This window comes from Synechococcus sp. MU1642, assembly GCF_020514115.1.
Lineage (GTDB): Bacteria > Cyanobacteriota > Cyanobacteriia > PCC-6307 > Cyanobiaceae > Parasynechococcus.
This window is the reverse complement of record NZ_VTKZ01000002.1, coordinates 47,705-61,210: the sequence shown is the minus strand read 5'-3', so window position 1 is coordinate 61,210 and position 13,506 is coordinate 47,705. Positions and strand designations below refer to the sequence as shown.

At 56.7% G+C, this 13,506-nt stretch carries 14 protein-coding genes and 1 tRNA gene; 8 read left to right on the top strand and 7 right to left on the bottom strand.

Going from position 1 to position 13,506, the window contains the following annotated elements:
• Window positions 1-33 precede the first annotated feature (33 nt).
• Window positions 34-141, top strand: coding sequence for a photosystem II reaction center protein Ycf12/Psb30 (gene psb30 / locus FZZ85_RS02915; RefSeq protein WP_025362280.1), 108 nt, complete (start codon window positions 34-36; stop codon window positions 139-141).
• Between the two features lie 10 nt (window positions 142-151).
• Here the strand turns inward: psb30 and recJ are convergent, their stop codons facing one another.
• A complete protein-coding gene (recJ, locus tag FZZ85_RS02910) occupies window positions 152-2,050 on the bottom strand; it encodes a single-stranded-DNA-specific exonuclease RecJ (protein ID WP_226412076.1) in 1,899 nt (632 codons plus the stop codon).
• A gap of 50 nt (window positions 2,051-2,100) precedes the next feature.
• Here recJ and FZZ85_RS02905 point away from each other — a divergent pair, with 50 nt between their 5' ends.
• From FZZ85_RS02905 to FZZ85_RS02895, 3 genes are read left to right on the top strand one after another with little or no spacing between them, the layout of a single operon-like run.
• Entirely contained in the window at window positions 2,101-2,862 is a 762-nt protein-coding gene (locus FZZ85_RS02905) for an HAD-IA family hydrolase (protein WP_226412471.1), read from the top strand.
• A complete protein-coding gene (locus FZZ85_RS02900; protein WP_226412074.1) occupies window positions 2,859-3,170 on the top strand; it encodes a DUF565 domain-containing protein in 312 nt (103 codons plus the stop codon). Before FZZ85_RS02905 ends, FZZ85_RS02900 begins: the two co-directional genes overlap by 4 nt.
• Entirely contained in the window at window positions 3,160-4,137 is a 978-nt protein-coding gene (locus FZZ85_RS02895; RefSeq protein WP_226412072.1) for a phosphoribulokinase, read from the top strand. Before FZZ85_RS02900 ends, FZZ85_RS02895 begins: the two co-directional genes overlap by 11 nt.
• On the opposite strand, the gene rpmF is transcribed toward FZZ85_RS02895, so the two are convergent.
• On the bottom strand, window positions 4,101-4,277 hold the full coding sequence (gene rpmF / locus FZZ85_RS02890; protein WP_226412070.1) for a 50S ribosomal protein L32: 177 nt from the start codon (window positions 4,275-4,277) through the stop codon (window positions 4,101-4,103). The genes FZZ85_RS02895 and rpmF overlap by 37 nt on opposite strands.
• An 87-nt stretch (window positions 4,278-4,364) precedes the next feature.
• Between rpmF and ftsH the strand changes: the two genes are divergently transcribed.
• Window positions 4,365-6,164 (top strand): ATP-dependent zinc metalloprotease FtsH, encoded by a 1,800-nt coding sequence (gene ftsH / locus FZZ85_RS02885; RefSeq protein ID WP_226412068.1) that lies wholly within the window; start codon window positions 4,365-4,367, stop codon window positions 6,162-6,164.
• Window positions 6,161-8,944: a UPF0182 family protein gene (locus tag FZZ85_RS02880; protein ID WP_226412066.1), complete on the top strand. Its 2,784-nt coding sequence runs from the start codon at window positions 6,161-6,163 to the stop codon at window positions 8,942-8,944. The genes ftsH and FZZ85_RS02880 overlap by 4 nt, the downstream gene beginning before the upstream one ends.
• Before the next feature lie 4 nt (window positions 8,945-8,948).
• On the opposite strand, the gene FZZ85_RS02875 is transcribed toward FZZ85_RS02880, so the two are convergent.
• On the bottom strand, window positions 8,949-9,551 hold the full coding sequence (locus FZZ85_RS02875) for a peroxiredoxin (protein ID WP_226399823.1): 603 nt from the start codon (window positions 9,549-9,551) through the stop codon (window positions 8,949-8,951).
• A gap of 121 nt (window positions 9,552-9,672) precedes the next feature.
• Between FZZ85_RS02875 and FZZ85_RS02870 the strand changes: the two genes are divergently transcribed.
• Window positions 9,673-9,981 (top strand): hypothetical protein, encoded by a 309-nt coding sequence (locus tag FZZ85_RS02870; RefSeq protein ID WP_226412064.1) that lies wholly within the window; start codon window positions 9,673-9,675, stop codon window positions 9,979-9,981.
• Window positions 9,982-10,029: 48 nt separating this feature from the next.
• Window positions 10,030-10,103: transfer RNA gene (locus FZZ85_RS02865), tRNA-Met, on the top strand.
• A gap of 62 nt (window positions 10,104-10,165) precedes the next feature.
• On the opposite strand, the gene FZZ85_RS12150 is transcribed toward FZZ85_RS02865, so the two are convergent.
• The 4 genes from FZZ85_RS12150 to pxcA all read right to left on the bottom strand — a co-directional run bounded on the left by FZZ85_RS12150 (window position 10,166) and on the right by pxcA (window position 13,495).
• Window positions 10,166-10,786, bottom strand: coding sequence for a peptidoglycan DD-metalloendopeptidase family protein (locus FZZ85_RS12150; protein ID WP_370631121.1), 621 nt, complete (start codon window positions 10,784-10,786; stop codon window positions 10,166-10,168).
• 501 nt (window positions 10,787-11,287) lie between these two features.
• Entirely contained in the window at window positions 11,288-11,779 is a 492-nt protein-coding gene (locus FZZ85_RS02855) for a tRNA (cytidine(34)-2'-O)-methyltransferase (protein WP_226412060.1), read from the bottom strand.
• Window positions 11,776-12,333 carry a bifunctional adenosylcobinamide kinase/adenosylcobinamide-phosphate guanylyltransferase gene (cobU, locus tag FZZ85_RS02850; RefSeq protein WP_226412058.1) on the bottom strand — a complete coding sequence of 186 codons (558 nt, stop codon included), beginning with the start codon at window positions 12,331-12,333 and terminating at the stop codon, window positions 11,776-11,778. The genes FZZ85_RS02855 and cobU overlap by 4 nt, the downstream gene beginning before the upstream one ends.
• A gap of 13 nt (window positions 12,334-12,346) precedes the next feature.
• Window positions 12,347-13,495: a proton extrusion protein PcxA gene (gene pxcA / locus FZZ85_RS02845; protein WP_226412056.1), complete on the bottom strand. Its 1,149-nt coding sequence runs from the start codon at window positions 13,493-13,495 to the stop codon at window positions 12,347-12,349.
• Window positions 13,496-13,506: the final 11 nt, after the last annotated feature.

Genomic DNA, 13,506 nt, shown 5'->3' with positions numbered 1-13,506 from the left:
GGGCGTAACGATTTCGGACAGCGCTGCAACGCCATGGGCTTTGACATTCACCTGATCGCCAACTTTGCTGCCCTGGCGATGATCACCATTGCCGGTCCTGCTGTCATCTTCATCCTCTTCTATCGTCGCGGCGCGCTCTGATCGCATCGCCTTAAGGACGAAGCCCCAATCCCAGACAGGCTTCTTCGATCAACTGAATCACCCGCTGATCCCTCGCCAGTTCGTCGTCACTGGTGGGGGATTCTTCTTGTTCGATGCTCGCCTTAAGCGTCTCACCCTCGCCATTGGTGAGCGTCAGCCCTGAGCTTTCCGTCCAGCTGGCGGTGTACTGCCGTGTGCCGCGATCAATCATCACCAACTCGGTATGGGCGCGGATGGCTTTGAGCTCCAGTTGAAGACGCTGTTCGCTCTGCCAGCGGTTGATCGAAATGCTGTAGGCCACGTCACACCATTCGGGGACAGACGCCGATGGATCCCATCGCCAGGCAATGGCGCGACGCTCACTCTCCCCTTGGCGAAGCGTCAGGGCCAGATGTCCTCCCTTAAGGTCGCGCCTTTCCTCAACGCTCACTCCCCGTGACCAGAAAAGCGGTTTGGGATGACCGATGCCGAAGGGAGCCAGAGATTGCAGGTGGCGCCACAGATCCCAGTTCACATCCTTTAACTGCAGGAGAGCATCAGGTTGCACGGGACGACCCTGAGCCTGGGTGTTCAGCCAGCTATCGGCCTCGGCGCAGAGGCGCTCATGCAGGGAGTTCACTTGCTCCGCTCTCACGGTGAATCCCCCTGCAGCGGGATGGCCTCCAAAACGGTTCAACAGATCACTGCAATTGGAGAGGGCACGATCCACAGCGAAACCGATCGGTCCCCGCACCGAAGCCCGCAAGCTTCCATCACCATCACCGGCCAGAAGAGCTGTGGGTCGGTGATAACGCTCCATCAGACGCGCAGCAACGATGCCAATCACCCCGTGGTGCCAGTGACTTTGGGCCAGCAACAGAAAGGATGGAAGTGCTTCATTGCTCTCCGCTTCCACCAGAGCCACTGCCTCCGCTTCAATTGCGTCGCAGAGGTCCCGTCGCTGACGGTTGTAATCATCACAACGGCGTGCCAGGGCCATCGCTGAATCTGGATCCTCGGCTGTGAGCAGATCCACGACAAGCCTCGGTTCGCCTAGGCGACCGACGGCATTGATGCGTGGTGCAAGCTGAAACCCGATGTCCTCGGCTGTCAGGGGGCGTTCTCCCAAACCGGCCAGGCGCTGAAGTGCTTGCAAGCCCTTGCACTCGGAGCGGTGCAGGTAGTTCAGCCCTTCAAGCAACCAACTGCGGTTGGCCCCCACCAGCGGAGCCATATCGGCCACCGTGCCGATGCAAAAAAGATCCCGGGCAACGCGGATGGATTCTGGTTTGTTCAGCACCTCGGCAACGGCATGGGCCACCACATAGGCCAGGCCCACACCGGCCAGTCCGCGGTAGGGCGAGCCATCCGGCGTGGTCGCCGGGTGAATGAGTGCGGTCATTGGCGGCCGTTCCGCTGGGATGGTGTGGTGATCGGTCACGATCACCTGCATAGACAAACTCGCGGCCAGTTCAAGGGCTTCCCTCGCGGCTACTCCGTTATCCACGGTGACCAGAAGCCGTACTCCATCGTCGTAGAGGCGCTGCACCATGGCGGGGTTGAGGCCATATCCCTCCTCCATCCGCGACGGAATCGCTGGCTCCGGCTCAGCACCCAGCGGGGCCAAAGCCCGCAACAGAAGAGCTGTACTGGTCATCCCATCGGCGTCGTAATCACCACAGATGGCGACACGTTCACGGGATCGGCAGGCCGCCACCAGGCGGGCGCAGGCCCGCTCTAGATCGGGGAAATGATCGAGAGCGGGTGGAAGATCACCAGGGGAGAGAAATCTCTCGGCCTCGGATGTTGAGCTGAATCCCCTGCGCCGCAGCACACAGCGCAGGGCCAGCGGCAAATCAAGCCCTCGCAGTGGGGATGGTTCCACCACGGCTGGAAGGGACCAGGACCAATGGAGCGGAACAGCCGGCAAGGGAACGCAATAGGGGGTGATGTCCCAGCATTGTGCCGTTGCTGCTGCTCATGGTGAACAGACTTTCAGCGGTCTTTTGGGATGTGGATGGCACCTTGGCCGACACGGAAATGGACGGTCATCGACCGGCCTTCAACATGGCCTTCAAGGAGCTGGATCTCCCCTTCGTGTGGGATGAAGCGCTGTACAACAGGCTGCTGGCAATTCCCGGTGGACTCCGCAGGGTGAAGCTTCACGCTGAAGCCTGTGGGATGAACCTCAGCCAGGACCAACTGGACCAAGTGCGTGATCGCAAACGCTTGCATTACCTGGAACGGGTCCGCGAAGGACACGTTCATCTCCGCCCTGGTGTGAAGAGGCTTTTGCATGAGCTGAGCCGCGCCGGAGTGCAGCAGTGGATCGTCACCTCCAGCGGAACGGCGTCGGTGATGGCACTGCTGGAACAGATCCAGAAGCAGATCCCCACCTTCGATGGCGTGGTGGCAGCGGATGACGTTGCTTCGGGAAAGCCAGCACCGGACGGCTACCTTCTCGCTCTCAAACGTAGTGAGGCCAACAGTGCTGCCAGCCTCGCTGTCGAAGATTCTGCTGCTGGTCTCTCGGCAGCAAGAGCCGCAGGTTTGCGTTGTCTGCTGACCCCTTCCCCCTGGGATGCCGAAGCCCTGCGTAATTCCTGTGACGAGGCAGCTGCAGTGTTGAATCACCTGGGGGACCCTGGACAACCAGCGACCGTCCTTTCCGGTGCCTCTTGCCAGGAGGGAGCAGTGACGCTGAAGTATCTGGAGACCCTGCTGTCGGTGCTGGATCGATGAGCTCAATCCAGCGCACACGTATGGCGGGGCTTCAGAACAGTTTGGGTGCGGGGATCCGTCGATCTTGGTCAGGACCCTGGTGGCGCCGCAGCGCCACGTTGCTACAGCTTCTGCTTGGATTTTTCATTGGCAGCAACCTCCCCGTTTACATCCTGGACGCTGTCCAGCTGAGAACGTATGCGGCGCTATGTGCCCTCATCGCCTGTGAATTGATGGTTCTTGGGCGTCGTCGTCTTCCCTGGCTCGACAACCTGCGGCTTGGATTTGTTTACGCCGTAGTTCTGGAGGCGTTCAAAGTTGGATCCTGAGGGTCAACGCGTCATTCCCAGTAGCGATCAGCAACGGTTGCTTCAGCATCTCGGGTTGGGTGACCTCGAAAGTTGGTTTGATCAACAGCGCAATTCCGGGCGTCATCGGGTCGCCCTAGATCACTGGCATCCCAAAGCTGCACCGGATTGGCTGTGGTCAGTTGGTCTGCCTGTTCTGAGTCTGGGGGATCAATGGCTGGGAGAACGGCGTCTGCTGGGACTCAGTGCTTTGCCGGGATGCGGAAAGACCACTCTCGGGCACTGGATTGAAGCCGCGGCAAAGGCACTTAGCCTCTCAATCCAGGTGGTGTCGCTGGATGATTTTTATTTCGAGGCCGAACGGCTTGATGCCGCTATGCGGGGCAACCCCTGGGGTGTGCCCCGCGCACTTCCTGGCAGCCATGACCTGGAACTCTTGCTGAATTGTCTCCAGGCTTGGCGCCAGGGTGACTCCGTCTTGATGCCCTGCTTTGACAAAGCCAAACGACAAGGACGTGGAGATCGCAGCGGTTGGCGCCGTTGCGATGCCGACCTGCTGATTTTTGAGGGTTGGTTTGTGGGATGCAGATCAAGTGCCGACCCAACGGCAGTTGAGCCCCATCTCGAGATCCCCCTGACGTCGCAGGAATTGGAGTGGCGCCAGAAGTTGCAACCAGTGCTCGCCCTCTACGAAGCCACCTGGAGTTGTTTCGATCAACTCTGGCAACTGCGAGCGACAGACTTCAACGCTCCATGGCGATGGAAAAAACAACAGGAAGCCACCCTTCAGGCAGAACGGGGTGCATCACTTTCAAATTACGAGCTGGATCGATTCATCCGCATGATTCTCTGCTCGCTGCCATCGAGCAGTTTTCGAACAATGCAAGCGGATGTTGTTTTGGAGGTGGATCCAGATCGAAACCTCAGACGAATCCACCTCCAGGGTGCGGATCAGGATTCGCCGTCTTCGGACTCACTCACCGGATAGACAAATCCCTGAGCACGGCCACTCAGCACAGACTTGCCAATGGACATGGCGCGCTGGGCGGCAACGGCTGCCTTGCCCTTCCAGGTGGCGCTGCGCTGGTTGCGCTTGGCCTTGGATGTTTTCTTCTTCGGGACGGCCATTGCGCCTGATGTATTTCCAGACTGAAATTGTCTCGTTTGGAACCCCCTTGCGTCAAATCGCTAGGCTCCGTGAAGCGCAGCGACGACGTGGCACCAGGTTCGGACGACTCCAGTGGTTCCGCGGCCCCTCAGAAGGTTCAACCTTCCTCAATGCAGGGTTTTTGGACAAAGCAGGACGCGGTGAGTTATTCCACCCTGCTGAAGGATATCGATGCAAAAGAGATCAAACAGTTGGATCTCGTACCGGGCAGCAGGGAGGTCAGGGTCCAATACAACGATGGCCGAAAGGTCACCGTTCCCGTTTTCGCCAATGACAACCAAATCCTTCGAGCAGCCGAGAGCTCTGGCACGCCTCTGACGGTTGTTGATATCCGCCGTGAACAAGCAGGACGCGAACTAGCCGGGACCCTGGTGATGGTTCTGCTGGTGCTGGTAGGCCTATCACTCCTGCTGAAGCGTTCAGCTCAGATGGCAAATCGGGCTCTGGGTTTTGGGCGAAGTCAACCTCGCTTAAAACCTCAGGAAGACCTGCAGATTCGTTTTGAAGACGTGGCCGGCATTAACGATGCGCGGCTTGAACTTGAGGAGGTGGTCACCTTCCTCAAGCAGCCTGAGGCCTTCATTCGGCTTGGCGCCAAGATCCCGCGGGGGGTTTTGTTGGTCGGCCCCCCGGGAACCGGGAAAACGCTTCTTGCTAAGGCGATTGCTGGGGAGGCGGGCGTGCCGTTCTTCTCGATCGCGGCTTCAGAGTTTGTTGAGCTTTTCGTGGGTGTCGGCGCCAGCAGAGTTCGCGATTTGTTCCGCCAAGCCAAGGAAAAGTCTCCCTGCATTGTTTTCATCGATGAGATTGATGCGGTTGGTCGCCAGCGGGGTGCTGGCATCGGTGGCGGCAACGATGAACGCGAACAGACCCTCAACCAACTACTCACGGAGATGGATGGTTTTGAGGAGAACTCGGGCGTCATCCTGCTGGCGGCCACAAACCGTGCCGACGTTCTTGACACCGCATTGCTGCGTCCAGGCCGCTTCGACCGGCGTATTGAGGTGGGCCTTCCTGATCGCCGAGGTCGCGAGGCCATTCTCGCCGTGCATGCGCGAACACGACCCCTCGATGACTCGGTTTCGCTATCTGATTGGGCGAGCCGAACCCCTGGATTTTCCGGTGCTGATCTGGCCAATCTGCTGAACGAAGCGGCGATCCTCACGGCGCGCCAGAACATGCTCCGCATCGGTGAGTTCCAGTTGGAGGGGGCCTTGGAGCGGATCACCATGGGACTCAGCAATCGCCCCTTGCAGGACAGCGCCAAAAAACGGCTCATCGCTTACCACGAAGTTGGCCATGCCCTGGTGGCCAGTCTTCTGCCGGCTGCTAACGCTGTGGACAAGGTCACGATTCTTCCCCGTGGCGGAGCCGGTGGTTACACACGTTTCATGCCCGATGAGGAAGTGCTGGATTCCGGTTTGATTACCCGCTCGTCCTGCCTGGCTGATCTGGTGGTGGCCCTCGGTGGGCGGGCAGCAGAGCAGGTGGTTTTCGGATCGCTCGAGATCACCCAGGGGGCCAGTGGAGATCTCCAGATGGTGGCGCAACTCGCACGAGAGATGGTGACTCGCTTCGGCTTTTCCAACCTCGGGCCCATGGCCCTTGAAGGCCCGGGTACGGAAGTGTTTCTTGGACGCGACTGGTTCAACCAACGGCCGAGTTACGCCGAATCCACAGGCCAGGCCATCGATACTCAAATCCGCCAGCTCGCCAAGAGTGCTCTGGCACAGGCCATCGCTTTGCTGGAGCCACGCCGTGAGTTGATGGATCAACTGGTGGACGTTTTGATTGCCGAGGAAACGATCAACGGTGATCGGTTCCGAGACATCGCTGGCCTCCCATGAGACGCCTCCTCCTTCTGCTGCCGCTGGTTGTTGTTGCAGCCCGGATGCAGATCGAGTGGCTCTGGTTCGATCAGTTCGCCTGGACTGACGTTCTTCTAAAGCGCTGGTTTCTGCAGCTTTTCTTCGCTGGGTTGGCCATGCTGCCGCTGCTGGTAGCCCGGTCCTGGTCCAGGCAATTCAAACAACAGACGTCGAGCACATCCCAAGGGATGAGCCTGACCGGATGGTCCTACGGATTCGCTCTATTGATCAGTGCTGGTGTGGTGCTGATCAGTGCATCGCTAACGATGGATCTATTGGCGCTGGCCATCAATGATCCGTTTCAGCTGGGGGAGTGGCGGTCAAAACTTGGGCCAAATATTCGAATCGACTCAGCTACAGGAGTCGTTCAGGCGTCAGTGATAGCTCTGGCGATGGCCTGGCCGCTGTTGAGGCCATGGTTGGCACGGATGGTTGCAGGCTCTCTGGTCGTTGTCGTGAGCCGCGCCTGGAGCATCTGGTCGCTGGCCCTCTGGATTCCTGATGAATCCACAAAAGACCCCTTGCTTGCAGCCGATCTCAGCTTTGGGTTGGGGCGTTTTGCCGGATTGCATCTGGCCCTGGAACTGCTGATCTTGGGTACCGCATTCACCCTCGTCTTTGAGCTCTGGCGTCTTCTGGCTGGTTCGAAAGCAATCTCTGACTGGGCCAGTCCAATCTTTTCGTGGCGACAGATTCAGCTAATCAGGTCTTTGTCAGCGCTTCTGCTGCTTGGAGCAGCGGGTCTGGTGTGGTTATCGAGGCATCAGCTCCTGTGGACCCAGCACGGCCTGGTTGCCGGGGCGGGATGGCTGCAGGCTCACCTCACCCTGCCGTTGCGTGCTGTCGCCACACTCCTACTCGTGCTGATCGCTGTTGCAATTCTGTTGCCCTGTCGGCGACGGCTGCGTCAGGGACTTGCATTGACCTTGGCGTCGATCGTGGCGCTGGAAATGGTCGCCACACCTCTGACCCGCTGGCTCGTAGTGCGGCCTAGAGAATTTGCTTTGCAAGAGCGTTATCTCAAAAATGCCATTGAGGCCACGCAATGGGGCTTCCATTTGGATCAAATCAAGAGTCGAGTCGATGACCCCTCAAGGTTCAGCGCCGCTGATCGTGAGCAAGGCGCCAGCACTCTCGAAAATGTTCGCCTCTGGGACAGCGGTCCACTGCTTGAGGCAAACCGCCAATTGCAACAGCTGAGGGTCTACTACCGCTTTTCCAATGCAGCGGTTGATCGTTATCCGCTGAATCAAGAAAGCGATTCATCCCAGCAAGTAATTGTCTCGGCGCGTGAATTGGATCAATCCGCATTGCCGCGTCGATCCAAAACGTGGCAGAACCGTCATTTCATCTTCACCCACGGTTATGGCTTCACCGTTAGTCCGGTGAATGAACGCAGGGACGATGGTCTCCCCTCTTATTTCATCAAAGGTTTGGGCACGGAAACGAAAATTGCTGGAAATCCAGCACTGGGTATAGATCGATCCGAGGTTCAGGAAGAAATTCCCGTCGGCGATGCTGCGCTCTATTACGGGATGCTCCCTTCCCCCTATGCCATCGCTCCGACAGATATCGCGGAATTTGATTACCCCGAAGGGGATACCAATGTGATGACGCACTACAAGGGATCAGGTGGGGTATCAATTAGATCTTGGCTCCAACGGTGGGCAGCAGCGGTTTATCTGAGTGAACCTAGATTGCTATTCACAAACGCGATCAACGTTGATTCCAAACTATTGATCAGGCGTGACGTGCGCAGCCGCGTCAAAGCGATTGCACCCTTCATTGATTTTCGTGGTGAGCCCTATCTCATCTCCATTCCCAATTCTGAGCTCGACAGTTCCAACACGACCCACGCGATATCGGATCAACGCCAACAACATCAGTATTGGGTCGTTGAGGGGTACACCCACAGCACGACCCTGGCCTATAGCGCGGCAGTCTCGCCAGATGATCATGATCGGTATTTAAGAAACTCAGTGAAGGCAATCGTCGATGCATACAACGGCAGCATTCAGTTCTTCATTTCAGAACCCGAAGATCCGATTGTGAGCGCCTGGACTCGCATCTTCCCAGATTTATTTGAGCCAATGCAGGCGATGCCGCAACTTGTTCGTGATCACCGCAGAGTTCCTGAGGATTTCTTCAATGTTCAAGTGAATCAACTGAAGCGATATCACGTTACCGATCCCCAAATCTTCTACAACGGCGATGATGTTTGGCAGGTTCCTAGTGAGATCTATGGGGGGAAAAAAATTGATGTTGAGCCGTATCACATCACGGCACAGGTTCAAGGCAACGACAATTCCGAATTTCTTCTACTCCAACCGCTTACCCCGCTAGCCAGGCCAAATCTCACAGCGTGGTTGGTGGCTCGAAATGACGGTGATCACTATGGTGAATTGGAATTGATCGATTTTCCGAAGGACAAAATTATCCTCGGCCCGGAACAAGTTCAGGCGCTTATTCATCAGGATCCAGATGTGAGCGAGCAGTTTGGCCTTTGGGATCAGGACGATCTAGAACTCGTGCAAGGTAATCTTCTTGTGCTTCCCGTTGGCTCCGGACTCCTTTACGTGGAACCGGTGTATTTGCGCACCAGGAAGGTGGGGCTACCTTCTTTAGCCAGAATTGTTGTCAGTGACGGACGGTTGATTGCCATGGACCAGAACTTAAATCTCGCTTTGGATCAACTCATGAAAAAAAGCTCTACCCGATTGACGGGCAGAGCTAAAGGAAATACCAATTTGGTTGACTGAGGGATTAGCCGATGGAGGAGAAGTACTCCTTCGAACCCTTGGGATCAGGCTTCATGGTCTTTTCACCAGGAGTCCAGTTGGCAGGGCAAACCTCGTCGGGGTTTGATTGCACGTATTGGAAGGCCTGCAGAACCCGAAGAGTCTCATCAACGTTGCGACCAACAGGCAGGTTGTTGATGGTGGCGTGCATGATCACACCATCGGGGTCAATGATGAACAGACCGCGCAGGGCAACACCCTCAGCGTCATCAAGAACGTTGTAAGCCGTGGAGATTTCCTTCTTCAGGTCAGCAACGAGGGGATAGTTGATATCGCCCAGGCCGCCCTGATTGCGAGGGGTCTGAATCCAGGCCAGGTGGCTGAACTGGCTGTCCACGGAAACGCCGAGGACCTCGGTGTTCTTGCTGGAGAAATCGGCGTAGCGGTCGCTGAAGGCCGTGATTTCAGTCGGGCAGACGAAGGTGAAATCCAGCGGATAAAAGAACAGCACCACATACTTGCCCCGATACTGGGACAGGGTGACTTCCTTAAACTCTTGGTCCACCACTGCGGTGGCTGTGAAATCAGGGGCCTGCTGGCCCACACGCAAGCAACCGGTGTCGGTCATGTTCGGGGAGAGAATGAGTGAGCTGAAGGCCGCAATCGACTTAACACGTAGTCGAATCGACTTCCAGATTCATGTTTCAACCTATCACGGATGTGGCCCCCCTTCGCCATAAACTCAGACGATGACTGACCGATTCACCAGCTGGGACCCAGCTCTCCTGCGCAAGTTCAGCTCTACCGGACATTTCCGTCTGCTGAACCAGCTGAAAGGAGATCTGCGCAAGAAACCCCTGGATCGAGACCAGCGCACTGGGCAGCTGAAAAGCTTGGGAGGCAATCGCGGAACAAACCGACGGTCGTCCCCCTCAAGGGTTGCCGAACCAGCACCTTTACCTGCACCGACACCTGTTGTTGAGACGGTGACGCCTCTTACGAGGGATGACCAGCCGAGATCCTTCCGGGACCGCCTGAATGCCATCGACATGCGCTGAGGCTGAACCCCTGAGATGTATGATGGTCACTGGCCTAAAGGGGCCTGCGTCAGAGTAGCTCAGCTGGTTAGAGCACAGGATTCATAACCCTGAGGTCGGGAGTTCAAGTCTCCCCTCTGACATTCAATGATTCAAGCTGGCGAGCAACCTGCTCATTAGAGGCCTGGCTAAAAGCTTGATTGGTTCAGGCTTTTCGTGCCGGCAGTTTGACCAGAGGATTGAGAGCGGCGCCACCGGAGCGACGAATTTCGAAGTGAAGGTGAGGTCCGGTGCTTCGTCCAGTGCTTCCCATCAGTGAAATGCGAGCACCACGGGGTACAACCTGACCTTTCTTAACCAGAAGGCGACTGTTGTGGGCGTAACGCGTGAATTCACCATCGCTGTGGGCGATTTCGACCAGATAGCCATAGGCACCGCTCCAGCCGGAGAAGGAGACGATCCCATCACGCGATGCAACGATAGGGGTCCCGGTGTTGTTGGCGATATCAATGCCTTTATGCATCCGACCCCAGCGCCATCCATACCCGGAGGTAAAAACACCCTTGGTTGGCCACTGATAACCAACAATTAGTGGTTTGAGGTGGTCGGGCTGGTCGGCCATCGGCAGAAGAGTTTGTTCAGGCCAAGCAGCACCTCCACTCCGGAGCGGACGAACAGCAAGAAGTGACTGCCCTGAGGAAGCCTGGGCGATCTGGAGTTCCCGGCCAACAGTCAAGCCACTGAGTTCAAGCCCAGGATTCCAGGTCTTGAGCTGCTCTTGGGTGACACCGTGGCGCTTAAGGAACGCACCCAGAGAATCTCCCATCTGGATTTTGGCAAGGGTCCCGACCGGTGGCGGCGCAGTAACTGGAAGCGTCTGACGTTCACTGGTCCGTTTGAGTGACGACAACGTCACAGCAATGCTCCTGGAAGAGCCAGGCATGGAGAGCCAACTCTCTGTTTCAAAAACATGAGAGGAAGGCACGTTATTCAGCGTGGCCAGAACTTCAGGATCAAGCTTGAACTGCTTAGAGAAACGCCTCAGGGACGTAGCCCGAACAACCTTGAACCAAACCGGGGGTGTCGCTTTAGCTTTGCTGCTGAGGGTGATGGAATCAGAAAGCTCGAGAGAAGGCAGTGGTGGCAGCTCGGCCAGATTAAAGGTGGCGTTATCGGCAATACCGGGCAGGGTGCTCCACATACCCAATGACACAACAGGGGCTAATGCAGCTGCCAAAGCAAGCGATGCGCGCATGAAAACCCTGAGACGCGTTGAAAGTAACGAGCCGAACATCCTGGCGCAAGGGGGGGTGGAGCAGTGGTGGGATCACCACAACCGCAACTGCTCTCCAGCGACGTAGGTCACCAATGCAGAAGCCACCGAAAGGTTGAGGCTGCGTACGCCTCCCTGGCCAGCGTCATCAGCAGCTCCAGGCATTGGAATCGTGAGGATGCTGTCGCAGGCTTCACGCACCGGTTCCGGCAATCCTGTGTCTTCCCGACCAAACAGCAGAACATCCCCTCTTCGAAACGTAAATGACGAGAGCGATGAACCACCACGACGACTGCAACCGATCAACCTCTGCTCAGGTCGAAGCTCAGCCTGAAACTCCGGGAAGTTCGAAGCAATCGAAAGCTGAACGTGGGGCCAGTAATCGAGACCGGCACGGCGAACGCTGCGGTCATCCACCTTGAAGCCAAGGGGTTCAATCAGGGTCAACGGAACTCTGAAGGCTGCCGAAGTACGGGCAATGTTGCCGGTGTTCGGTGGAATCTGGGGCTCGAACAGGGCAATACGCAGGGGGGCAAACCCAGTCATGGCACCACCTGGCCTAGAGCATGAAGGTCCAGAGCGCGACCCTGGAGAACCAGCCAGGCGGCGTTGGCGACGCGGTCAAGCGCTTGCGCAAGGCTTCCAAGACGATCCCGGAACAAGCCACCGATGCGTGTTGGGGGAACAACGCCCCAGCCTGTCTCTTCGATCACCAGAACAAAGATGCAGTGCGATGACCTGATCGAGGCGATCAACCGTTCACAGAGGTGATCCCACTCCGAGGCACTTAGGTCCAAGTGATGGGCAACGAATCCTCCAAGCGCGTCAATCAGAACAGATTGGCCTGGATCAAGGTTGTTGATGGCTTTTACCAACTCTGCTCCACATTCAGCGACGCTCCAGTGGTCGGGTCGACGCTGCCGGTGGACCTCCAGTCGCTTCTGCCAATCAGGGTCATCCGGTCGGGTGGAAGCTGTGGCGATGTAGGTCACAACAGGGTGGTGATGCAAAAGATGCTCAGCCCAACGGCTCTTTCCACTACGGGCTGGTCCGCTGACAAGGATCAAGCGGCTGGTCTGACCGGCTACGGGTGGCTCCATATGGAACGTGGGATCAACCACCGCCATTCATCCCCTTTAGCGTCGCAACGGAAGAAGGAGAGACACGGTTGAGATACCTGAAAATCCAATACTTGAAGATTGTCGCTAATACAACTGGGAATGTCGCGATGAAGAGATTGACGAAACTCTGGCTGGAGGGAAGGCCGAAATGGTCGGCAATTCCATCCAGCAGCACCGACCAACCTTCCGGGCTGTGGTAGCCAACGAAGATGTCGGTGAACAAGATGATGGCGAAGGCCTTGGCAGAATCACTCAGCCCGTAAATAGCCTCATCCACAAATCCTCGAAGAACCCGCAGTTCATCGCGGCTCATAAAACACACCACGGCAAAAGCGATCAGACCGGTCAAATCCGCAAGAACGTTTTTGATTGCTTTGAGACTTTCCTGATCAGCATCGTGCTTGAGCTCCGTCGCCTTTTCGGTGAGCTTGTCGCGCAAAGCGCCATCATCCAGGGGCTGGACACCTTTGAGGAAGGCATCGAATTCCAGTTCTTGCTTGTAGAGCCGAAGTTTTTCAGCTGCCTTCTCTTCCAACTGAGGCTTGGGATAACTCAAAAAAGGAAGTTCAGGTGAAAGCTGATTCACTGCAGGGGAGATCAGATAAGTCCCCGCAATCTGCTGAACCAGTAAGGGAACAAGAACGAGAAGCAGCAGAACCCTCAGTGAAATCAGCGTGCTGTCCCGTCGGCGTCGATAGCCGGCAACCAAGTTGTCCTCGGTTGAAGGATCCAATTGAAGTCGAATGCTGTCGAAGACACCGAGAAGCGAACGAGGCAGGGCATTCGGTGAGCGGCTGATCGACGGCGAACCGCTGGATGGTTGCGATCCATAACGGCTCACAACAGATTCAATCAGTTGGAGTTGACGCAGCTCCTGGGAATCAAGTTGACCCCGTTGTCCCGAGAGATTGGTTGCTGAATTACGGCAGATGGCCAGAGCCGTTTTGAAGCGACGAAGAATCGAAGCCTGAACAGAACGAGGAACGGAAAGTTTAAGGTCCGGCCGAATCTGCCGGTCGCCGTAATACTCTAATTCCAAGCTTTGGATGAGAAGAGCCGCCTCATAGCCACGCTCAAGTTCACTCGAGAGTTCGATGGATTGGCTATTGCTGAACAGGTTAATCCAGTTGCGGCGGCTCATCGCAGTCAGGT